General features: G+C 60.6%; 19 protein-coding genes and 1 pseudogene. 9 read left to right on the top strand and 11 right to left on the bottom strand.

The features are described 5' to 3' along the window. Positions 1 to 137 precede the first annotated feature (137 nt). Positions 138 to 1673 carry a M20/M25/M40 family metallo-hydrolase gene (locus tag IWY39_RS01090; protein WP_181316877.1) on the bottom strand — a complete coding sequence of 512 codons (1536 nt, stop codon included), beginning with the start codon at positions 1671 to 1673 and terminating at the stop codon, positions 138 to 140. A 28-nt stretch (positions 1674 to 1701) separates the two neighbouring features. Continuing rightward, positions 1702 to 4857, bottom strand: coding sequence for a TonB-dependent receptor domain-containing protein (locus IWY39_RS01085; protein ID WP_229380815.1), 3156 nt, complete (start codon positions 4855 to 4857; stop codon positions 1702 to 1704). A gap of 407 nt (positions 4858 to 5264) precedes the next feature. Here IWY39_RS01085 and IWY39_RS01080 point away from each other — a divergent pair, with 407 nt between their 5' ends. Beyond that, positions 5265 to 5858, top strand: a complete 594-nt coding sequence (locus IWY39_RS01080; RefSeq protein WP_107126414.1) for an RNA polymerase sigma factor — start codon at positions 5265 to 5267, stop codon at positions 5856 to 5858. Continuing rightward, the gene (locus IWY39_RS01075; protein WP_107126415.1) at positions 5776 to 6807 is read left to right on the top strand and encodes a FecR family protein; all 1032 of its coding nucleotides are present in this window, start codon (positions 5776 to 5778) and stop codon (positions 6805 to 6807) included. The genes IWY39_RS01080 and IWY39_RS01075 overlap by 83 nt, the downstream gene beginning before the upstream one ends. 250 nt (positions 6808 to 7057) lie before the next feature. Here the strand turns inward: IWY39_RS01075 and rlxS are convergent, their stop codons facing one another. From rlxS to IWY39_RS01065, 3 genes are all read right to left on the bottom strand, one after another. Continuing rightward, positions 7058 to 9049, bottom strand: coding sequence for a relaxase/mobilization nuclease RlxS (gene rlxS / locus IWY39_RS01070; protein WP_107126416.1), 1992 nt, complete (start codon positions 9047 to 9049; stop codon positions 7058 to 7060). A 314-nt stretch (positions 9050 to 9363) separates the two neighbouring features. Then, positions 9364 to 9489, bottom strand: coding sequence for a hypothetical protein (locus IWY39_RS24265; protein ID WP_261376110.1), 126 nt, complete (start codon positions 9487 to 9489; stop codon positions 9364 to 9366). 255 nt (positions 9490 to 9744) lie between these two features. Next, positions 9745 to 9894: a hypothetical protein gene (locus tag IWY39_RS01065; RefSeq protein ID WP_196871308.1), complete on the bottom strand. Its 150-nt coding sequence runs from the start codon at positions 9892 to 9894 to the stop codon at positions 9745 to 9747. A 62-nt stretch (positions 9895 to 9956) separates the two neighbouring features. Between IWY39_RS01065 and IWY39_RS01060 the strand changes: the two genes are divergently transcribed. Further along, a protein-coding gene (locus IWY39_RS01060; protein WP_107124077.1) for an IS3 family transposase occupies positions 9957 to 11128 on the top strand; the annotation gives its coding sequence in 2 pieces (ribosomal slippage) (positions 9957 to 10221 and positions 10221 to 11128; 1173 coding nt in all). On the opposite strand, the gene IWY39_RS01055 is transcribed toward IWY39_RS01060, so the two are convergent. From IWY39_RS01055 to IWY39_RS01045, 3 genes and pseudogenes are all read right to left on the bottom strand, one after another. Beyond that, positions 11117 to 11917 carry a ParB/RepB/Spo0J family partition protein gene (locus IWY39_RS01055; protein WP_107126605.1) on the bottom strand — a complete coding sequence of 267 codons (801 nt, stop codon included), beginning with the start codon at positions 11915 to 11917 and terminating at the stop codon, positions 11117 to 11119. The two genes, IWY39_RS01060 and IWY39_RS01055, sit on opposite strands and share 12 nt — an antisense overlap. Before the next feature lie 199 nt (positions 11918 to 12116). After that, a pseudogene (locus tag IWY39_RS01050) lies at positions 12117 to 12443 on the bottom strand (zincin-like metallopeptidase domain-containing protein); the annotation flags it as partial. Positions 12444 to 12791: 348 nt separating this feature from the next. After that, a complete protein-coding gene (locus IWY39_RS01045) occupies positions 12792 to 13640 on the bottom strand; it encodes a sterol desaturase family protein (RefSeq protein ID WP_181316908.1) in 849 nt (282 codons plus the stop codon). Between the two features lie 86 nt (positions 13641 to 13726). Here IWY39_RS01045 and IWY39_RS01040 point away from each other — a divergent pair, with 86 nt between their 5' ends. Continuing rightward, the gene (locus tag IWY39_RS01040) at positions 13727 to 14611 is read left to right on the top strand and encodes a LysR family transcriptional regulator (protein ID WP_107126607.1); all 885 of its coding nucleotides are present in this window, start codon (positions 13727 to 13729) and stop codon (positions 14609 to 14611) included. 154 nt (positions 14612 to 14765) lie between these two features. Continuing rightward, positions 14766 to 15848 carry a tyrosine-type recombinase/integrase gene (locus tag IWY39_RS01035; protein WP_196871307.1) on the top strand — a complete coding sequence of 361 codons (1083 nt, stop codon included), beginning with the start codon at positions 14766 to 14768 and terminating at the stop codon, positions 15846 to 15848. A gap of 287 nt (positions 15849 to 16135) precedes the next feature. Here IWY39_RS01035 and IWY39_RS01030 read toward each other — a convergent pair whose 3' ends face one another. Next, a complete protein-coding gene (locus tag IWY39_RS01030) occupies positions 16136 to 17674 on the bottom strand; it encodes an integrase catalytic domain-containing protein (protein WP_107124880.1) in 1539 nt (512 codons plus the stop codon). Between the two features lie 122 nt (positions 17675 to 17796). Between IWY39_RS01030 and IWY39_RS01025 the strand changes: the two genes are divergently transcribed. From IWY39_RS01025 to IWY39_RS01015, 3 genes are read left to right on the top strand one after another with little or no spacing between them, the layout of a single operon-like run. Further along, the gene (locus tag IWY39_RS01025; protein ID WP_229380579.1) at positions 17797 to 17943 is read left to right on the top strand and encodes a hypothetical protein; all 147 of its coding nucleotides are present in this window, start codon (positions 17797 to 17799) and stop codon (positions 17941 to 17943) included. Then, entirely contained in the window at positions 17940 to 18884 is a 945-nt protein-coding gene (locus tag IWY39_RS01020) for a tyrosine-type recombinase/integrase (RefSeq protein WP_107123782.1), read from the top strand. The genes IWY39_RS01025 and IWY39_RS01020 overlap by 4 nt, the downstream gene beginning before the upstream one ends. Then, positions 18881 to 19876, top strand: coding sequence for a site-specific integrase (locus IWY39_RS01015; protein WP_107123781.1), 996 nt, complete (start codon positions 18881 to 18883; stop codon positions 19874 to 19876). The genes IWY39_RS01020 and IWY39_RS01015 overlap by 4 nt, the downstream gene beginning before the upstream one ends. A 36-nt stretch (positions 19877 to 19912) precedes the next feature. Here IWY39_RS01015 and IWY39_RS01010 read toward each other — a convergent pair whose 3' ends face one another. Together IWY39_RS01010 and IWY39_RS01005 are read right to left on the bottom strand one after the other, a co-directional pair. Next, positions 19913 to 20617 carry an ArdC family protein gene (locus IWY39_RS01010; RefSeq protein WP_107123780.1) on the bottom strand — a complete coding sequence of 235 codons (705 nt, stop codon included), beginning with the start codon at positions 20615 to 20617 and terminating at the stop codon, positions 19913 to 19915. 63 nt (positions 20618 to 20680) lie between these two features. Continuing rightward, the gene (locus IWY39_RS01005; protein ID WP_181316590.1) at positions 20681 to 21091 is read right to left on the bottom strand and encodes a DUF736 family protein; all 411 of its coding nucleotides are present in this window, start codon (positions 21089 to 21091) and stop codon (positions 20681 to 20683) included. Positions 21092 to 22014: 923 nt separating this feature from the next. Between IWY39_RS01005 and IWY39_RS01000 the strand changes: the two genes are divergently transcribed. Then, entirely contained in the window at positions 22015 to 22530 is a 516-nt protein-coding gene (locus tag IWY39_RS01000; RefSeq protein ID WP_315898405.1) for a MucR family transcriptional regulator, read from the top strand. Positions 22531 to 22561: the final 31 nt, after the last annotated feature.

Genomic DNA, 22561 nt, shown 5'->3' with positions numbered 1-22561 from the left:
CTAAAGTTCTGTTCCAAACAAATGCCGCCGTTGTTTCTGGAGAGAGCAGTCCGTCGGCACATGGAGACCAAGACCTGTCTACTATACGACAATAAAGGGTCGGTTTGAGGCAGCGTTGCAAGCTGCTCCAGTAAAACTCAGTCGGCAAAATCGGCGACAAAAAGAGCGTAGAGGCTCTTCACTCCGGACGTATAATTCCCAAGTCTCAGATTTTCATTGGCTGCGTGCTGGTTATTGTCGGCGTTCACCAATGGTATGAGCAGGATAGGTACCTTGAGCCCGTCGGCAAGCGGCCTGGTTGGCACGCCGCCACCCATGATCGGAATGCGGACGGGATCCTGACCGAATGCATCCGTGAAGGCGGCTGCGGCCCATTTGCCGACGGCGGCGTCGAGCGGCGTCATGAGGGCAGGCATGCCGCCACCTCCCTTGATTGCGGCAATCAGGGGGAATTTGCCGCGTTCTTCATCGGTCGGCTCACTCTCAACCAGATGATAGCCCTGAGCTTCCACCCACTTGCGGACAAGCGCGATCTGGCGCTCGGGCGGCGTGCCAGGGACGGTGCGGGAACTGACGCTGGCGGTTGCGAAGGCTGGAATGACGGACCGCCTGCTGCCCGGCTGCCCCGAAATCATCGAGGTGATGTTGAACGTCGGATAGTTCATCGCTTCCTGATAATTGTCGCCGACCTTCTCGTTGCGCGCGATGCCGATACGGGCGCGAATGGCGGCCTCATCATCCGGTACGGCCGCCAATATCTTCTTCATGGCCGGGCTCATGTCCACGCCATCATAGAAGCCGGGAATGAGAACCCGGCCATCCATGTCGCGCATGTTCGAGAGGAGGTGGGCAAGGGCAAAGCTGGGATCCGGCAGGAAATTACCGAAATGCCCGCTATGGGCGTCGTTATTGCCGGCAAAGACGGTAAGATCGAACCCCATGCCGCCCCGGTGACCGAAGACGAGCGTGGGCTTGTTGCTGGGATGCATGGGGCCATCCAGCATGACGACGGCATCGGCCTTGAGCAGTTCCAGATTATTCTGGACGACGTCCTTGAGCGTGGGCGGTCCGCCTTCTTCATGCGAATCGATGATGATTTTGATGTTGATCCCAGCCGTCTTGCCTTGCGCCTTCAGGGCATCCATCGCGGCCATGAGCATCATGATTGGCGCCTTGTCATCCGCTGCCGACCGGGCGAACAGACGCCATTCCGGATCGACAGCGCCGCCCTGGGTGATCTTTTCGATGGGGATCGGGGCCAGTTTTCCGTCGGTGCCTTTCTGTTTCAGCACGGGCCGGAATGGATCGGCCTGATCCCAGTCTTTCGGGAATACCGCCTGGCCGTCCATATGGGCATAGAAGAGCACGGTCTTGCGTTTGGGGGAGGCGCCGGGCGCCTGCGCAAAGACCATCGGCGTCTCGCCATCGGGCAGTTGCCGTGCTTCAAATCCGTGCCGCTTGAAGGCCGCTTCGACCCAGTCGGCATTCTTGCGCATGTCCGCAGTCGACTTGTGCATGACGTTGGGGAGCTTCAGAAACTCCACGAATTCGGGCAGCGTGTGGATGGCCGCAGCCTGTGTCGCATCACTTCCCCTGGGCGTCAGCGCAAGGGCGGAGCAGGGAAGCGTTGCCGCGACGAGACAGGTCGACCAGAGCTTGTGTGTTTTGAACATAAGACTTCCCGTGATGGATTTGGTCTGATCAGAAGGATTTGCGAATGGTGGCATACCAGTAGCGCCGCTGCGGCTGATAGAGGGATGCAAGATAGCCGCTCGTTGCCAGGGGCGGCCGCTCATTGGTGAAGTTGCGGGCGCCAAGCTGGATCGAGGTCGTACCACCGAGACCATCCTTCTTCAGCGTATATTGGACGTACAGATTGCCGGTCAGCTGGGAATCCACGACATAGGGATTGGCGTTCGCATCAAATACCGTCGATTGCTCCACCGACCCGATATATTGGGTGAACAGGCCCACCTGCACCGGCCCCTTATACCAGGTCAGCGTACCCGAGTAGCGCCAGCGCGGATGGCCGTCCTGCCGCACGAGGTCGGCCGCACCAGTGACTCCGATCGCGCCATTGATCTCACCGCCGGCGATAGCATCGAGCAGGGACTGCACCTGGGCCGAGGCGGATTGATAATATTTGATCAGTTTGGATGCGTTGAAGTTCAGGGTGAAGCGCCCGACCGGGGTCGTGGGAGACGCGTAGTTGAAACCGAAGTCTATGCCCTGCACGTCGAGCGGCAGAAGATTCTCGTACCGCGAGTCCACATAAAGAATGTCGCCGGTCGGCGTGATGCCGGTGCCTGCATAACGTGCGATATCATCGGCCGTAGCTGCCGCGCGTACGACATTGGGGTTGCTGGAGCCATTCACCCGCGCGAGATAGTCGAGGGCGATCTCGGTGGCGTCCGAGAGGATGCCGACCGAACCCTTCTGTTTGATACGCCAGCGATCGACGGTCAGCGTTACCTTGCCAAGGCCGCCGGGCAGCGGAGGCGTCAGCACGGCACCAAGCGACCAGCTGGTCGACTCCTCCGGCTTGAGTTCGCTGTTGCCATCGCGACGCTGCTGCACGGCGAAGCTTCTGGTGCAGCCGGAGAAACTGCTGATCCGACCCGCGCGCAGGTCAGCCTCGCATTGAACATAGTCGGTACGGCTGTTGACGCCCTCCGACACCGGAGTGTTGATGACCTCCAGATTTGGGGCGCGGAAGCCACCAGAGATGGAACCGCGCAGCCTGATGCCATCAAGCAGATCCCAGAAGCCGGCGAGCTTGGGCTTGGCCACGTCCCCCACGTCGCTATAGCGCTCGTAACGGCCCGCGAGCTGGAACTCGAGTGCGTGGAACATCGGGATTTCCATTTCCGGCGTGAAGACCGGGACGGCGAGTTCCGCATAAGCCGAAAAGACCGTGCGCTTGCCGTAGATGTCCGGACGGTAGCTGGCCCCCAGGAGATCGCTGGAATAACTGACGCCAGTAATGGAATCCACGAACGGCGTTGACCCATCCTGCAGGGCGTCGCGATCATCCTTGTAGGTCTCGCGGCGAAATTCGATGCCGGCTGCAATGCCGATCGGCGCCCCCCAGATATCGATGAGCTGAGCGTTCGATACCTTGGCGTCCCACAAGGCGAGGGTCGTCTTGTTGCGACGGGTCGAGGTAGCGATGAAGCTGTCTATCGTCGATTGAGCTGATGGCGTCGTGTCGGGACCGCTTGGATTGGAAGGGTCGCCACCGTTGAACGGATTATAGGCATCGGCGGTAGTCCGGTTGATCGCCGCCTGGAGCAGGCTGTTGCTGATGGCGTCCCCGGAGTCCTTGACGGTCGCCTCCGAATAGAGCGCTGCTGACTCCCAGTCCCAGTTGCCTATTTCGCCTTTGAGCCCGCCGAGCAGGCGGAACTGCTGATTGGTCACGTTGACCTGCCGCATGCCCGCGTCGCGGATCGACAGGTTCACCGTGGTGAGATTGAGGCCTTCTGCCGGTGCGTCAATGCCGGACAGGCGATTGACGGAACCGGCCGCGCCGAACGGGTTCCAATAGGCGCTGGAGGATATGGTGATCGGTGTCGTGGCAAGCAGTGTGCCAGGTGTCGTGTAGCCCTTCGATTTGGCTCGATAATAGCCCAGTTCGCTGAAGAATTTGACGTTGTCGCTCAACGCGTAGTTGATAAACGAGAAGACATTAAAACGTGTCGTCGATGGCGTCACCGTGATGTCGGGGAAAGACGCACTATTGTCTGCCCTGAGGTTGCGATCCGCCGCGCCGGTTATGACGCCGTCGTCGATACAGATACCCGGAGCGGTCGACAGGTTGATCTGGCAACCGGCATTAGTCTGGGGCTGGATGTGGAAGACGCCGGCGGCGCTGGTGACCAGTGCGCCGTTGCTGCGCACGGCGGAACCGTTTTGCGTACGAAATGCACCCCAGGACGAACTGGTCGAGCGGGTATCGAAGGCCGTGTTCCCCTCGAAGGCCGTGCCTTCGACAAAGGATCGCAGATCGTTGGTCCCGGTATAGTCCTGGTCGCCCACTTCCAGCGCCGTTCTGCGCGTGAAGTTCGCCATGAGACTGATATTGCCCCGACCATCAGCAAAGTCGGATCCATATTTTCCATTGAACTGGAACTCGCGCATGCCCGTGCCTTCGGCGCCCCCATAGGTCGCGTCGAGGGACAGCCCGGTAAAGTCGGTCGAGAGGACATTGTTGACCACGCCAGCGACGGCATCGGACCCATAAAGCGCCGCGGCGCCGTCGCGCAGCACTTCCACCCGTTCCAGACCACCAACGGGGACGGCGTTCACATTATATGTCAGCACCGGCGTGCCGTTGCTGGTCTGCGAGGTCGGGTGCAGCACCATCCGCCGGCCGTTCAGGAGAACGAGGGTGTTGCCCTGTTCAAGGCCGCGCAGGCTGACCGAAGCCACATCGCCGCGCGCGGCATTGGGGCTGCCACCGCCAAGCGTCTGCTCGTTGAATGTCATGTCGCTTGCCTGGGGGAGCGTGCGGAACAAGTCGTTCGCGGACACGGCACCCATTGCAGCTATGTCTTCCTTGCCAACGACGGAAACCGGCAGGGCCCCGGTCGTTTTCGCGCCGCGGATCTGGCTTCCCACCACCACAATCTCGTCTACTGGCGGAGGCGGGGCTTCTGCCGCTGCGGCGAGCATTCCCACAGCCGGCTGCAATGCTGCAAGCTGGACGGGTTTCGCGAGCTTGAAGCGCGAGATCGCCATGGCCTCACCCTTGCGCGCGGTAAGCGCGATGACCTTTCCTCGAATGGATGCGATCCGCAGCGGCGTGTCGCTCAGCAGGAGGTTGAGGGCATCCTCAGCGGAAAGGGAGCCCGACAAGGGCTTCGACCTCAGATCCGCGACGCTCCTTGAAGGAAAGAGCAGCCGATAACCCGATTGCTTGGAGAAAAGTTGCAGGGCGCCTGAAACGGACTGCGAAGGAATATTGAAGCGATGATCTTCGGCATTGGCCTGAACGGTCGAGCAGGCGATTGAAACGAGCGCGCAGGTCGCAAGTAGAGAATGCGAAGAAGCGGATAAACGGCGTCGCATGGAATGTGATCCCCCTGTTTCACCTCTCCATCTGCTGTCGTTCTTTTTTGCTCTCCCCCATTCTGACGGATGGTCTCATGGCTCCCCCCACAAGCCGGTCCAAAAATTATTGAATTTTTGTGACTGGACATGTGCCTGCGCAATCGCTTCCCTTGTGGGCAGGAGGGGATCGGCTTTCCGACGGGGGATGAGACGTGGGCGATCCATCAGAAAAAATCCGATGGTTTCAAGAAGTGATCCTGCCCTGCCAGGGGCTGGTGCGCGGCCGGCTGCGCAGGATTTTGCCTCAACATGTCGATCTCGACGATATTCTCGCTGAAGTTCTCACACGCGCTTACGCCGTCGATGACTGGCGACAGATCCGCAATGGCCTTGCATTCATGCATCGGATCGCACGCAACCTGCTGGTCGACCAGGCCCGCAGGGATGCCATCATATCCTTCGACTATATGGCTGATCTGGAAGATCTGGGCAGAACGATCAGCTACGATGGCATGCTCAACGCGCGTGATGAGTTGAGGCGACTGGAAAAGCTTGTGAAAGAGCTGCCCGCACAGCAAAAGCGCGCATTCATTCTTAGAAGGGTTCAAGGATATTCGATAGCGGATGTGGCAGCGGAGATGGGTTTGTCCGTCTCTACAGTAGAGAACCATTTGAGCCGGGCGCTCGCCTATATTGCCCGAGGAACGATGGACAACGAAGATCATGACGTCGAACAACCTTCAACCGGACAAAGTGCAGCGCGAGGCGATCGAGGCGCAAGCCGCGCGTCTGGTCGTCCTGCTTGAAAGTAGCACCGATCCCGCCGATCGTGATGCTGCCCATCGCTGGATCGCAAGCCATCCATACCACGCCGTCGCCTACGCATCCGCTGCGGATATTTGGAAGAAAGGCGAACGCATTCGTCTGCGCGCTGACGACCAAGGCTTGAGCGAAGAAGGTTTGGCAGCGGAATGTGGCGAGGCTCCTCTTCAATCGAACGGCGTTTCCGTTGTTCGCGCGCCCGTCATGTCTCGCCGCGCGGTCACGGCTGCCATGCTCAGTGCCGCAGCGGCAGCCGTTGCCGGTGTGGGAATTTCCACACATTTCGCGCTTTTTGGTGACCATCGCATCACGAAGAAGGGACAACGCGAGATCGCCCGCCTGACAGATGGCTCATCCATTTCCATGAACGGAGACACCAGCCTCGATGTCTTGATGGACGGGAACAGCCGCAAGGTCCGGTTGCTGTGTGGCGAAGCCATGTTCGACATCGCCAGGGATGAGAAGCGTCCCTTCTTCGTCGACCTTGGAGACAGCGAAATCAGGGTTTTGGGAACCAAATTCAATATTCGGCGCAAGGAAGGCGTGACGGAGCTGGCCGTCACCGAAGGGGTGGTGTTGGTAACGAATAATGGCGCCGAGCCAGTCAACGTCCATGCAGGTTCATCGGCGGTCATTCGGCCAGGCATTGCCACGACACTCATCCAGGATCCGGCGCTAGTACAAGAGCGCGTGGCTTGGACCGAAGGATTTCTGGAATTCGAGGAAAAACCGCTTGATGAGGTCGTAGAGGAATTCAACAGGTACCGGGCCAACCCGCTGGTCATAGGTGATCCCCGGATCGCGGGAACTTTGATTACGGGACGATTCGGGCTTGGAGAAAGCGATGAATTCGTTTTGGCCCTGGAGAGCAGTTTCGACATCAAGGCTTCGAAAGGTGGCAACGGATCAATTATCCTGATGCAGGCTGATTAACCCTTTGCAGAATGTCCGCCGTGCGAAGTCACATTTTTTCGTAAAGGTCTGATTTGGGTCCGTCTACGGAAACAAGCGTAATATTCCTCCCAGGGAAGCGATTTCGAGACTTGAGTGGTGATAATGGGGCGAGGATGGGGAAAGTAGGTCAAAGACGCATGCTTCGCGCCACATAGAGCCGAACGGCAATCATGGGACAACCAGCCTCTGCCGCATCCGATATCTCACATGTAAATTCCTCACGCCGGTGTCAGGAAATCGACGGCCCGCTGCGCTGACGGCCAATGGTCCAGTTGATGGCGTCGCCCCGCAGGATGCCGGACACTTGTTTGTCGATATGGCGATCGAGTACCGGTCGCCACGGCACGAGGGTAAATTCACGGGCTTTTTCGATCAACGCAAAGCGGCCTGACACAAGATCGACCGGGCGGCGATAGACGCCCTTGATGGGCTCGCCAACTTTCGCCTCGGCATATCCAAGCCCCAGTTCGTCGGAAAGCTGCCCTGCAACACGCGCGAGTTCCCGCCGCTGGAGCGTCGCCAGCAGATTTGCGCGGATGACGATACGATCCTGCTCCTGCTTCGCCAGTCCTTGTGCGGTCAGCCATTGCCGACGCCGATCCAGCGCCGCGCGGGCTTCCCGGCCAAACCCGGCATCGCGCAACGGCTCGGCGTTGGTCGCGACAAGCTGCCGGTCGAGCCAGGTCAGGCCATCGCTGCCCACCTGCTGGTCGAGCGGGATTGCACAGAGCGTATCGACGATGACCGGCGTAGCTTTCGCCTGGCGCTCCTCGAACGCGGCAGCCCGCTCGACATGGTCGGGCGCGATGATCCATGTGCCATCCGCCTCGCGCTCGAAGCCCTCTCCGCTTCTGCCCAAGCTCTTCCGCATCGCCTCCAGTCGCCGGACATGGGCTTCAGCAAAGGTCTGCGTGGCGCCCGGATCATGGCGCAGATGGATGTCGAGGCTGTAGCGCCCGCCATGGGCGGCGGCGATCCTGGCCACGGTATGGTCCACCGCCCGCGCGGCGATCGGCTTGGGCGCAATTCGTACCAGCGTGCCCGCCGGGATCGGACCAGTCGCATCGCTCCTGCCGATATCGATATAATGGGACCGCCCATCGGTCGCATCGACGATCAGATAATGGCGGTCATTGAGTTCATCGGACAGTCCGCGTTCCACCACTCGCCCCACGATCGGTATCATGTTGGCGGGGTCGGCAATCGCATAATCGGCAGGAGCGCGTTCAAGCCCCTTGGCCGTGAACGTTCGTTGCATGGTGCGGATGATGTCGCCGCGCTCGCCCATGCGTTTAAGCGTGTCGTCCATGCCTTCGGCCAGTTGCCAGCGCCCCGGCGCGATCTGATCCGCAAGTCCAAGCCGACCCAGCTTCTGCAATCGCCCTGCTCGCAAGGACTGATAGAAGGGATCGCGGTCAGCGGCTTCCACTTGTCCTTCCGCGTCGATGTCGCGCAGCAAACGACGGTCGATATTGGTCAATCGTTCTTGCTCGATTTCGTGGGTCAGGCGATCCGTGATCTCAACGTCCGTGCGCGGCCCCAGGTCGAGCGCCACCAGTTCGGCCGCACGCTCTCGGATGCCCTGCGTAAGATACTCGCCACCTATAACCAGATCGCGTCCACGATCATCGACGCCGCGCACGACGATATGAGTGTGCGGGTGGCCGGTGTTGAAATGATCGACCGCCACCCAATCCAGCTTGGTTCCCAAATCCTGTTCCATCTGCGTCATCAGGCGGCGGGTCAGCGACGTGAGATCGTCATAATGCTGGCCGTCCTCCGGCGAGACGATGAACCGGAACTGGTGGCGGTCGCTTGCCTGCCGTTCAAGGAACGCCTTGCCGTCGACCTTGTCCTGCTCGGCGGAATAAAGTCGGCCGGACAAGCCGTCGCGCGTCACGCCGTCCCGCTGGATATAGCGCAGATGCGCGCGGGCCGCGTCCATGCCCTTCCCCCTGTTCAACCGGATGATCCGCGATTTCACCACGACGCGACGCTGGCGGTAGGCAGCGAAGCGGTCGCGCGAAGCCAGCACGCGGCCGACGCCGACACCAACACCCGAACGGTTGCCGTGGAACCTGCCGCGCCCTCCCCTAGCCAAGGCGATGCCGCCGGCGAGATTGGCGGCACGCAAGACCTGGCTCATATAGCTTCTGCCTCGCCGGATCGGCGTGCTTCGCGGCTTGCCCAGCCGGGGTTCAAAATCATCATCATCCGACATGGCGGCGGCTCCTGGATTCAGTTACGCCCGGTCGGTCCCCACAACGCGATAGCGCCATGAAAAATCCCGGATTTCCGCGCCTTTCGAAGGAGTATGGCGCCATCACCCGAAGGATAGCGCCATCGGCCGAAAGCCAGAAAAGGATGTGCAGACAAGGACTTATGGCGACGAGGCGAGAGGGCATGGCGCCATTTCTTTGATCTTGCCTTACTTCCCCTCCCCCCGAAAATGCCCCCGATCCCTTCCCCCGCTCCCCTGAGCGAACATGAAAAAGGCCAGTGGCGACGCTCTGTCCGCGCCGCCACCGCCGCCCGTCAGCCGGGCCATTCCAGCATCGCCAGAGCGGCCTTCAACTCGGCCTCGATCTGCCGCAATTCCTTGGCGTCCGTGATGCTCGCAAGTTCGGCGCGCAGTTCTTCGATATGCTGTTCCAAAGCCATGATTTATGCCTGAATCTGAAAGACAGGAGGTCGGACCTGGCATGGAACGGGCCGGGTCAAGGACCGCAGAGCGGCCGCGCCAGCGGCGCTGCCGGACGCGATTTTTTTTGGCCGCGCGATGCGCTGGCGCGTGAAGAACCGGCGTCGCCAGGCCGAAAAAAATCATGTCTGGCGTCGTCCTTGAGGCGGCTCGATCCATGCCGGATACTGGGATGGCTTGAGCGGATTTCTCCCTCCCCCCACGCGCGACGCCCTTCATCGCTCGCCTCCCGGCGCACCGTCGAGAGGTGCAAAAAGACCGCCCGATACGGGCTTTTCCGGCACGGAATTTGCCTCCCCCGACGATGGCGAAGCGGGGTTCATGCCGCTGCCCAAGGCGAAGAACAGCCGTGTTCCCGACAGCATGATCTGCCCCCTGCTGAGTGGCCCAGAGACTATGATAGTCTGGACCACGAAGGGGAAAATGAATGCCGAGCAAGAAGCACAAGCCGGAAGAGATTATCGGCAAGCTGCGTGAAGTTGAGATTGTGCTGGCGCAGGGGGCCTCGACAGCGGAGGCCTGCCGGCGGATCGCGGTCAGCGAGCAGACCTATTATCGCTGGCGGAAGGAATATGGCGGGCTGAAGACCGACCAGGCGCGGCGGATGAAGGATTTGGAGAAAGAGAACCAGCGTCTTCGCCGGGCGATTTCGGACCTGACGCTGGACAAGTTGATCCTGCAGGAGGCTGCCAAGGGAAACTTCTGAGCCCTGCGCGGCGGCGGCGCTGCATCGATCATTTGCGACAAGAGCTTCCGGTGTCCGAGCGACGGATATGCCGGGTGCTGGGTCAGCATCGATCGACACAGCGCAAGGTGCCGCGCGGGGCGGATGACGAACAGGCACTGACAGAGGATATCATCGCTTTGGCGAAGCAATATGGTCGCTATGGCTACCGCCGGGTGACGGCATTGCTGTGCCATGCGGGATGGACGGTGAACCATAAACGCGTTGAGCGGATCTGGCGGCGTGAGGGGCTGAAGGTTCCGCTGCGCCAGCCAAAGCGCGGACGCCTATGGCTCAACGACGGATCCTGTATCCGCCTGCGGCCCGAATATCCAGGTCATGTATGGGCCTACGACTTCGTCGAAGGGCGCACGCATGACGGGCGCAAGTTCCGCATTTTGACGATCATCGACGAGGCCAGCAGGGAGTGCCTGGCGCTCATCGTCGCGCGGCAGCTCAAGCATGAGGATGTTCTGGCAGCGCTCGCCGACCTGTTCATCTCGCGCGGGCCACCGGCGCATATACGGTCCGATAATGGCAGCGAATTTATCGCGACTGCCGTCCAGAAATGGTTGGGGCAGATCGGCGTGAAGACGCTCTACATCACGCCGGGTTCACCATGGGAGAATGGCTATAACGAAAGCTTCAACGGGTCGCTTCGCGACGAACTGCTCAACGGCGAGATCTTCTACAGCCTTGCCGAGGCCAAAGTGCTGATCGAAGCCTGGCGGCGGCATTACAACACCGTCCGCCCGCATAGCAGCCTGGGCTATCGACCACCGGCCCCGGAAACGGCGACACCGCCATATCCGGCCTCCGGTTCCGCTTCGCTCCACCTCCACCCGGATATGGCGGCGATGAGCTTAATGCACTAACAAACCAATCGGTCCACTCGGTGGGGGCAGATCAGCGGCGATGGCCTCATTTTGCATCGCCCAGAACGCGTCGACATCGGCGAAATAGCCATTCTCACCGAACAGGTCCGTGACGATCCGCCCCTTATAGTCGTCGAGCGGGAACAGCGCGGCCTTGGTGGCAATCTCCGCGCCGCCCAGCAGCCATGCCCGCAAATGATGTCCCGTGGGCGCGTAGCTGTCCGCATCGTCGCGCAGCGCCAGCCAGTCCTTTTGCTGCGTCTTGCTGGCAAGCGTCAGATGCCGCGCGGTTCGCGCGTCGATCTCATCGGCGCGATACAATTCGCGGATGCGGGGATGGAGATTGCCCAAGGCGAGAATGCGGCGGACATAAAGATCGGTAAGGCCGAAGGTCTGGCCGATCTGTTCGATGGTGCGTCCCTCCTTGGTGAGACGCACGAACGTGCCCCATTGCGCGACCTCGCCGGGGTCCAGCCGCGCGATATTTTCGAGCAATGACGCCTCGATCGCGGCGGCGTCATCGCCCGGTTCAAGAATGGCGCAAGGCAGCGGGCCATGGTCGATTCCCTCGCTCCGGGCGAGGGCATCGGCGGTCCAGCGGCGATAGCCCGCGACGATCTCCGCCACGTCCTCTGCCCCGCCAAGAATGGGGCGCACGATGAGCGGGACGAGGACGCCGCGCGCCTTGATGGAGGGCAGGATGTCGCAGACATCGGGCCGCTTGCGGCTGTGCCGCATGTTGGTTTTAGACAGGCTGAGCTTGTGCGAATCATAATGTGCGAGTTTCATGACCTTTCGCTCCTTGAGGGTGAACCGGCCCGCTTGTCGTCTGGCGTAGGAGGGTGAGCGGGTCGGATACATGCGCCGAAAAGAGCGGCGCGCTCATCCGTCCGATGTGGGCGGAATTTCGGTAGGCCGGGGTTACGAGATGTCCGCACCCGCGCGGCGGTCGCGACCAAGGCTGGGCGAATTTCGGGGGTAAGAAGCATCATGCCGCCACCCCTCGCCGCGTCTCGGCGGTCAGCGTCCCATCCAGTGCATCGCTATCCGCCTCGCGGGGATCGAAGGCGAGGATATAGTCAGCGGCCTTGCTGGCATGGCTTGCGGCCCGGAAGATCGCGCAATGATCCTCCTTTAAAAGCGCGATCCACGCTGCTATATAATCCTCGTGACGAACAGTCGGGACGATGCCGAGCGCCGCGCAGATGAAGGCGCTGGACATTTCGGCAACGAGTTCTTCGCGGGCGTAGGCGTTGCTGCCAAAGCCGCCCGACAAATCACGGTCCAGCCTCTTCTTTGCTCCGCTCCAATGCCCGTTATGCCGATATCGGCATAACTCGCATTATGCCGAGCGCCGGATTATGCCGCATAGCGTTTCAGAACGGCGGATTTCCGCGGATCAGCCTTGCAGCGGTTCGGCATAATCAGAGCTTTTCGACATCGGCTGTCGTGTCTGATTTTGGTGACTGCCTGCCGTCCCGAGTTCCCGCTTCTGGGGAATGGCTGCCCACCCGGCAGAGGCGCGCTGCGGCCATTCTACATGGGAGATATGCATCACAGAACCGGGCAGATTCCTGCCGGTCCCGCTTTGATGCTACCCTGTGATTTTCATATCATCACCGTGAGCGGTGCTCGTCGTTATTGAGTCGTGCCATGGGACTCTTTACATCGTAGTGCGATTTTCTGACGTCGAATTCTTTCTAAACTTCGGCGCATCCGTCCGCGTGCCCCTTCCGACGATCGGGTAGAAGGCTTCTTCCGCCCAATGCGCGTTGGGACCGGGCACGCCATATTTCCATGGCCTGCCTTCCGGAATGTGTAGCGTGCCGAACATCCAGTCCAGCGCGGAAAGCGTAACTGCATAATTGCGGAAATTTCCACCGTCCTTGCCATAGCCATGATGCGAGTGGTGCATGCCGGGTGACACCAGCAGATGTTCGAGCGCCCGGAACGGCTTTCCGAAAATGCGGTGACGGCGAATGGGATCGTCCCAGCGAAAGTGAGCATGCGTGATCAGATTCCAACCATAGATCACCAAAATAGTCAGGCCAGCCGCCTGCCCAAGTCCAAGATAGGTCGCGATTCCTAGAACCCAGGGTGTTGGTACGACGAATGCCCAAAAGCTGTTAACTCGTATCGTCACGCCAACATTCATGAACTTTCCTGAATGGTGGGTGCGATGAAGCTTCCAAAACCATTCGTGCCGCTTGCCCTTTGACTCGTGCGACCACCGATGCGCCCAGTAAAAGGCAAATTCGGTGAGCGTGAACACGCCCAAAAATGCGGGAAGCAGTGCTATCCCGGACAGCCCGCCTTGATAAGCGGGAAGCAGCAGGGCAGTGACTGTGGCGATGAGCGCGGCGGACAGCGGTCGGCTGATTGCAGCACCGACGAGACAGCCGAGCGTGACGAACCAGGTCGACCTGTCATAAATGCCCCGGTGGCGACCTGCGATGATCTCTATCACCAGGATGAGTGCAGTCGCTGCATAAAGATAGGAGGCATAGGGCATCAGGGATCCTCTTCTAACCAAAGATCCTAAGTATTTTTTAGTATTAGTATAATGCATTCTCTACGGCTCTGTGATACCTTTTAGGCATGAGATTCGATCTGCGACAACTGCGGCATGTGGTTACCGTCGCGCAGCTACGCAGTTTCTCGCGGGCGGCAGGCATGCTCAATATCACCCAGCCAGCGCTTAGTCGCAGCATCGCGCAATTTGAGGCCGAATGTGGCGTCCGGCTATTCGACAGGAACAGGCGCGGCTTGACTGAGACGGTGCTGGGCTCGGGGATCATCGCCGAAGCGCAAGGGTTGCTCGCGCACGCTGAGAGGCTTGGCCTCAGCATGCGCCGACGGATCGATGCACAATCGGGATCTATCGCGCTTGGCGCAGGTCCGCTGGCGGCGGAACTTATACTGCCTGGGCTGCTATCCCGCTTTGCGCGCGAGAGACCCGCCGTTCAGATCGAGACGGTCATCGATGCGGCCAGCGCGCTTTTTGTCCAGCTTCGGCGTGGACGGATAGAACTATGCATCGTTTCCCGACTAGTTGTACCGCCCGATATCGACATGGTCGTGCGACCGACCGCTGACGTACGGCTGGCCTTTCTGGTCCGCACCGGGCACCCGCTGGCAGGTCGAGCGGGTCTTAGTATCGCGGACCTTGCCCCTTATCCCATCGCTACGGGTGCCAAAGGGAATGACATTTTTTTTCAGTCTGACGGAGGTTTGCGCGCGCCCGCGACTACGATAACCTGCGAGAATTTTACTATCCTGGAGAAGGTGACGCGAACGAGCGATGCCATCTGGCTAAGCAGTCCCGACGCGCTGATGCAGGGCACGCCCCTGCTACCACTCGACGTGATCGAATGGCGCGCCGCACGGCAGGACTTGTGCGTTGTTCATCCCGCAGGCGTAACGCTTTCACCGCTCGCTCGGGTGGTGATGGCAGAACTCGTCCCAGCAGCTAAGCAGTCTTGATGTTTGGCCCCTTGGTCGCCTTCTTCATATCGTCCCGCCCGCAACAAAGATCATGATTGTCATGCCGTAATCGGCAATGACGAGCTGACGATAGTATTGCGGTCGGGGCGGTCGCAAGGGTCGGATCGTGCTTCCATAGGAAGGAGCACGAAAAATGCCGAACGACCTGCAATCCCAGTTCGACCGAGATATCGCTACGTTCATGGAGCGGCTGACCGCCGAAAACTACAAGCCTCAAACGATAAAGGCCTATCTGGTCCTGCTGAAGCGCTTGGTATCCCTGATCGAAGCCGCCGGAATATCGCCACAAGATCTGACAGCGGAACGGGCAGCCGAGTTGGTTCGCAATGACGAACGCAACCGGCGCGAGCCCAACAAATGCCGGAATATCGCGCGGCGCTTCGTCGCCCATCTTATCACCAACGGCACGGTGCCAACTCCGGTCGCGACACCGGGGCAGATCGCCCGTGCAGCGTTGCGCGTCGATTATGAAGAGTATCTGGTGAGGCAGCGCGGGATCAGTCCGCGTACGATCTACCATTCCTGGCGCTTTGCCGACCGCTTCCTCGACCATCGATTCGGCAGCGGCGAAACCGATCTCGCGGCGATCAGCGCAGGCGATGTGATATCCTTCCTTCAGTATCTGCTGGGGAGAAAAGGTCCCTATCGCGACAAAACCGCCGCTACCCACCTGCGCAGCTTCTTCCAATATCTGTTCCAGCGCGGCGTCACGGAAACCAACCTTGCGCTGTGCGTGCCGACCGTCGCCCAGCGCTGGGGTGCGAGGCTGCCGCGCTTCCTGTCCCCTGAGCAGATCGAAGCCCTGCTCGCATGGGTCCGCGATAATCCGAAGCATAGACTGCGCGATCATGCGATGCTGCTGATGATGGCGCGGCTCGGGCTGCGGGCACCGGAGGTGATCGCCATCCAGCTTGACGATATCGACTGGCGCGCTGGTGAGTTGCTGGTCCGGGGCAAAGGCCAGCGCCATGATCGCATGCCTGTGCCGCCGGATGTTGGAGAAGCGATCGCAGCCTATATCCGTCAGGAGCGCGTATCGGCATCACGGACGCTGTTCGTCTCGTTGCGGGCGCCAAATGGCCCCTTCAAGGATGGGCAGGTCATCAACACCATATTGCAGGATGCCTTCGCCGCGACCGGCGTCACACCGCCCGGCCCGTATGTAGGATCGCACGTCCTTCGCCATAGCCTGGCTATGGCGCGGCGATCTGGATGAGAAGTTTCCGTCAATCAGGATGAGAACTGATCGTCGCGGTTTTCAAGTGGTGCCTGCTTTGATTGACGCTGGCAAGCGCTACTCGCAGGTTTGATTGTCGCTGCGCGACATTTCCTCGTTGGACTTGATTGTCGCGAAGGTCCGTATTGCCTCACGGAGGAATGCTCCCGAATGGAGTGATCGTTGCCTCACGTAAATGTTCCCTACAGGACATAGCCAGTCATGGCGATACTTGCGTGACGGGTGGCCGTGCAGCCGAGCCGTAGGCGAGGCGGAGCGGCCACCCGTCACGCAGCGCTTATCATGGCCATCGTGCCTGCTGTGCCTTCGCTGGTTACCGCAGGCATATGACTGAACACGAGGGCACGTGCCTTTTCAGTGCGCCAGCCTTTCAGCCGACGTTGGACCGTCCGAAGGAGACCATTGGGGTAATTTCCCGGTTGCTCGGCCTGGAGCCTTTCCAACAACTCCCGTCCGGTGCGCCAGGGTTCTTCCTCGAACCAGGTTTCCAACTGGTCGGCAACCTGGACCAGCGGATCTGGTCGGCGACGCCCCCGTTTCTGCGGCGGTCTCGCTGTCGCCGTAGGCCGCGCCTCGCCGTTTTTCCATAACGTTCTCAGGCTCAACAGGAACGCATCCAGCGGCGGGGGCGACGCTGTCCCCGCCGGTGTCGCCGAGGCCACCGCATCAGCGAGGATCACCAGTTTTTGCTGCGCCATGCGGATGTCGCGCAGCAGCCGAACCGGATCCAGCCCGGCAGCGATGTGCCGAAGCTGCTGACGTGTCTGCTCGCTGGTCCGGGGCTCATCCATCAGGCGCTGGAACGGCGTCGCCGGGGCATGATAGCGTTTATACACTCTGGCTCCGTTCCGCTGCTTCTCGGCCAGTTTGAACGAAGGTTGGAAGAAGTTCACAAAAAGACGGGATGCGGCGTACAACTCCGCCAGCGACCTGGCCGCTTCCAGTCCCTCGAACCGACGATATCCCACCAGGCGACGCACAACGGAGCCATTTTTTTGCTCAACCCAGGCCTGATCGTTCTTCCGATAGGGCCGGCAACGGGTAAAGGTGACCCCAGTCGCGGCACAGTAGTCGCGTACGGTCTCATTGATGAACACACTGTCATTGTCAGAATCGAACCCCAGCAACGGGAACGGCATCAACTTGCGTAGTTCGGAAAGTACGGCAACCAACAGCGTTTGTTCGCGAACCAGTAGCGGTGCGCACTCGGTCCAACCTGTCGCGATATCGGTCAGCGTAAGCGTCCAGGCCCAGCTCCCCTTCGCAATCGGCCCGCTGTGTGACACAAGGTCTGCTTCCATATGTCCCGGAGCCGGGTCCCCCCAGTCGCTGAACGTTCGGATCGGAACGCTGCGCCTCAATTCTGATCCTGCCACACCCCGCCGCCGCAGCCTCGGACTGCTTTCCCTCACGGTCTTCAACGCCCGGTCGATCGTTGCTGCGCTCACCTGCAACAACTTGGCCTTGATCTCCGGATCCAGGTCAAGATGGCCATGGCCTTCCATGGCCTCGATCAGGATTGGTATGAGTGGCCGCAACCGCTTACCGCAGAGGCGATCGCTCGCCTCCCACAATAGGATCAGCGCGGTTCGCACCGCCTCGGTATAAATCCTGCGCTCGGGACGCGCCGTCTGTCGCGACGGCGCCTTCTCTCGCAAAATCCGCATCGCATGCTTGCGGTGCAATCCCGTGACCGCGACGAACTCGTCGAGAATCTTACCCTTGCTCGTGCGATCGGCCGCCCGATACCGCTCGCCAACCGCTTCAACCAATTCTCTCCGCGTTGCCATGCTCACCTTCCTCATCGTTTCCTCCCTGCCACCGCCGGGAGCATTTTAGATGAGGCAACTGGACAACACTCAGGAGCAATTCAGGCGAGGCAATGCGTCTCTCATCCTGATTGTCGCGCGGCAGCCTGGCGACGAACATGGTGCGCAACGGCGCCTCACTTGCCGAAATCGGCGACATGTTGCGCCACAGATCGCGCGCTTCGACGATGATCTATGCGAAGCTGGATATCGACGGCCTGCGCTCGATCGCAAAACCGTGGCCGGTAGCGGGAGAGGCACAATGACTCTCGTTCATGAACTTGACCGCTATCTCAGCGTTAGGCGCAGCCTCGGATATGATCTGGGCACAGCCGAAAGGGCGCTGCGCCGCTTCGTGCAATATGCCGATGAGCAGGGCGTCGATCATGTCACGACCGACCTGTTCCTGCGCTGGCAGGGAGCGTTCGGCAACGCCAGACGATCGACATGGGGCGCTCGCTTCATCATGGTACGCCTGTTCAGCCAGTGGCTTCATGGCATGGACGCTGCCCATGAAGTGCTTCCCCGTGGGCTGGTCCCTTACCGCTATTGCAGAACACATCCCTATATCTTCACCCCGGCGCAGATCGTTGCCATCGTCGAAGAGGCGGAGCAGCTGCCGTCAATCTATGGCATGCGCGGCCTGACCTGTTCGACCCTGTTCGGGTTGATCGCGGTGACGGGCATGCGGATCAATGAGGCGCTGAGCCTCGATACCGGCGATGTGGATCTCGATACCGGTATCGTTCACATCCGATGCGGCAAGCTTGGCAAGGAGCGCCTGCTCCCCGTCCACGACACTGTTCTCGATCGACTGCGCGCCTATGTTGCCCAGAGGGATCGGTTGCTGGGGCGCGCATCGGTTCCGTTCTTCGTCAAATACGATGGAAGCAGGCTCGGCGATTGCGGCGCGCGCTACAACTTTGCACATGTGTGCCAACGCATTGGCCTGCGCGAACCTCAGACCGAGGGACGCCACGGTCGTGGTCCCCGCATTCACGACCTGCGGCACAGCTTCGCTGCGCGAACGATGATCGACTGGTACAGTTCCGGCAAGGATCCTGCCCGGGAAATGATCAAGCTGACCACATGGCTTGGTCACGCCAATCCCGATCACACCTACCGGTATATCGAGGCCGTTCCAGAACTGCTGGACCTGGCGTCAGCCAGGATCACCGATCCTCATGATCGGGAGATATGCTCATGACCGGCATGACGTTCCCGGCGCTGCTCCAGCGCTTCTTCACCGACCGGCTTTGCACGCAGATGGAGGCAAGCCGCCACACGATCGCGGGATACCGCGATACGTTCCGGCTTCTGGTTCGCTTTGCTGCCGCACGATCGGGAAAGCCGCCGACGGGCCTCGGCATCGCCGATCTTGATGCCGACGTGATCGGCGACTTCCTCATCCATATCGAAACAGCGCGAGGCAATGGCGCGCGAAGCCGCAATACGCGGCTTGCCGCCATCCGGTCCTTCTTCCGCTACGTGGCCATGAACGAGCCGGAGTGGCTGCTGCACTGCCAGAGAATCCTCGCTCTGCCTGACAAGCGCTATGTGACGAGAAGCATCACGTTCCTCGACGGACCCGAGATCGCGGCTTTGCTGGCCGCGCCCGACCGTTCGACCTGGACCGGTCGGCGTGATCACATCCTGCTGCTGGTCGCCCTGCAAACAGGCCTGCGGGCATCGGAACTGACCGGTCTGCGCCGCAGGGATGTCGTCCTCGGCACCGGTGCGCACGTCCGCTGTCTGGGCAAAGGTCGCAAGGAACGTTGCACGCCGCTTCGTCGGGATACCGCCAAGGTCCTGCAGAACTGGTTGAAAGAATGGCGCAGCGATGATGATGGGCCGCTGTTCCCTTCCATCCGTGGCGAACCACTCTCGCGTGATGCCCTCGAACATCTGGTCCGCAAACATTGTCTGATCGCCGCGCGCTCCTGCCCAAGCCTCGCCAGTAAGCGGGTGACCCCGCATACCCTGCGCCACAGCACCGCTATGGAACTGCTTCACCATGGCGTTGATCAGTCGGTCATTGCGCTCTGGCTCGGTCATGAATCCGTCGAGACGACGCAAATCTATATCCATGCGGACATGCGGCTGAAGGAAAAGGCACTGGCCAGTGTTGCTGCGCCAGAAACTCGACCCGGCAGGTTCCGCCCTGACGACGAGCTTCTCGCCTGGCTCGAGGCCCTCTGATTATGCCGAACCGCCGCATGGCTAACCCACGGAAAATCACCATTCTGAAAGGCCATGCGGCATAACTCGGAGCTCGGCATAATGGCCAAGTTCATGGAAACAGGTCCGGTAATAGTTGATCTGTTCGCGGAAGGCAGACTGCGGCGGCACCTGAATATAGTCCGGTCCCGGCGCATAATAGGCCTTGTCGCCGCCGATGCGAAAGTCCGCGCCCGTCGCCACGATCAGCGCCTCGGCATGGGGGATGATCTCGCGCGGCGGCAGCGGCACTGGCCCCTCCCCAAGGCCAGGATGCAAGCCCTCGCACTGCGCAAGATTGAACAAAGTATAGGTTTTGAGGAAGGGAATCGCGCGGGCGTCCTCACCGGTTTGCGCGGCGCGCGCCTTCTCCACTTCGGGAATGAAACGGTCGGCAAAGACAACGGTCGTGCCCTTCTCGCCCTTGCGGACATGACCGCCCGCCTCGATCGCCTGCTTGAACGTGAGCCAGCTTTGGGACGCAAAGCCGCCCGCGATCGCCGCGCCCCACAGCAAGAGAATATTCATGCCGGAGTAGCGACGGCGGGTCAGCGCATTGACCGGAAGGCCCGGTCCCGCGCAGACGCTACTATCCCATGGCTGCACCCAAGGCGCACAACCTTGCTCAAGCCCGGCGATGATCTTCGCGGTCGTGTCGGCGTAGATGTCGCGAGCACGCGGCGGATCGCCACCGCGCGCGCGACGCGCAGCTTCCTTCGTCATGGCAAAGGCTCCTTCTTGCGATGTCAGGAAAGGCGGGGGAGCATGGCGCTCCCCGCAAGCATATCAGTCGGTATTGTCGGCAAAGTGATAACCACTCCCGCCCGGCTCCCCCTGTTCGGGCAAGCGAATATCCTCTGCCTCCCTGCTCCGCCGCCGGGCCGTTTGGCGCACGACGTTCCACACGCCCTCATTCTGGCGCGAGCGGAAGAGGCGGATCGGTACGAAGCCGGACTTGGCGGTATCGATATAACCGCTGAAATAGACTTCGCCGGTCTCCTTGGCGGCGCGTTCCCAGATCGACCCCAGACGCACGTCGCGCCCACGTGGGCTCTTGGTCATCATGTTGAAGAGCGGGGCGCGGGGATTGTCCGATGCGACCTTTTCAAGAAAGATGGCATCGAAATCAAAGCTGGCCTCGGCGATGTAACCGGTGACGGTGCCTGCATCGCTGCGAACAAGTTCTCCGATATTCATGACAATGGCTCCAATATTGCAATTTGACTGTCTTGCCATAGGAATTTCCTCATTCCCTCTGACAGTTATACTTATACAGTATTACCGGTATTCGAGATAATATATTGTTTTCTTGACAGAAACCCATCGCACCTGGTGAGTCCGAGCATCAGCCAGGGGCCGCGACCAGCGGCCCAGCAAAGAACGAAGACGCATCGGCCGCGTGACGCGGGCGATCCCGCTTCGACTGGAATCGGGAGCGGAGCCCCCCCCTGATCCCATCGCACCCGGAGCCGTCCTCGCAGGGTCCCAAGGGCCGTGCCGATTTCTTGGCGGCAAGAAGCACGGGAGGAAGGTTTATGCGCAGCTTGGTGAAATCGGGCCGGCGCAGCCGCTGGCGACCGACACAAAGCCGGCCCGATTTCGCCTAGCGAAGCTTGCTTCCGACGCAATTCTTTCCGCTGAAAATCGGTGCGGCACGCCAGGGACGCTGGGAGACGGCGCAGGGCGCGAGGCGATCACCGGCTCCAAGATGACCCATCGCGCATTAGCGCGATTCCTTAGCGTAGCTGTCAATCCGGTCCCATCGACCAAGTCGCCGCCCGCCCGAACACGCCGTCCAACCCCTAATTCCTGCGCCAGCGATCGTCGTCCGCCAGGATCGAGACGGCACAGCCGGCTCGACGGAGCCGCCCTCTAGCGGCGGAGCAGAGCGCGATGCGGCCAACGGCCGGAGGCGCCCCTTGAGAACAGTATCGCCACGGCCCTGCCTCACGCCAACAATAGCGGTCCAGCATGATAACAGAGAGCAGCTTGACAGCCCTCCCCTGAGACCAAACCCCTTATGCGTGTCGACCTGACCTGTTCAGACAGAAAGACAGGCATCATGAAGATGGCGCCTTGCCTGCGTTGCCGTTACGAGCGACTCCCAAATGGAGACACTTGTGGCCGCTGAAACCGAAATGCTGATCACCCTCACCGCCGAAATCATATCCGCGCATGTCAGCCACAACCGCGTATCGGCCAGCGACGTTCCGGGCCTGATCGAAGCTGTCTATGGTGCGCTGAGCGCTTTGGGCGCTCCGACTGCGCCCGAGGACGAAAAGTCCAAGGGCGCCGTTTCCATCCGCGCGTCGATCAAGCCCGATCACCTCGTCAGCATGATCGACGGCAAAGCCTATAAGATGCTCAAGCGGCATCTCTCGCTCAACGGCTATACGCCCGAAACCTATCGGGAGGCTTTCGACCTGCCGAGGGATTATCCGATGGTGGCTGCGTCCTATGCCCAGCAGCGGCGAACACTCGCTCATAAAATCGGACTTGGACGCAAGCCGAGACATAGCCCCGCGAGCGAACCGGCAGCACAGCCGCTGAAATCGACGCGCAAACCCCGGAGCAAGAAAGCAACCCCGGACCAGCCTGTCAACGGCGGCGCAAAAGTCGGCCACGGGGCGGAGTAAAACCAGGCCATTGTGGCGCGCGCCCGGGGGA

Source organism: Sphingobium sp. JAI105 (assembly GCF_015752145.1).
Lineage (GTDB): Bacteria > Pseudomonadota > Alphaproteobacteria > Sphingomonadales > Sphingomonadaceae > Sphingobium > Sphingobium xenophagum.
This window is presented reverse-complemented; position numbering and strand designations above follow the sequence as displayed.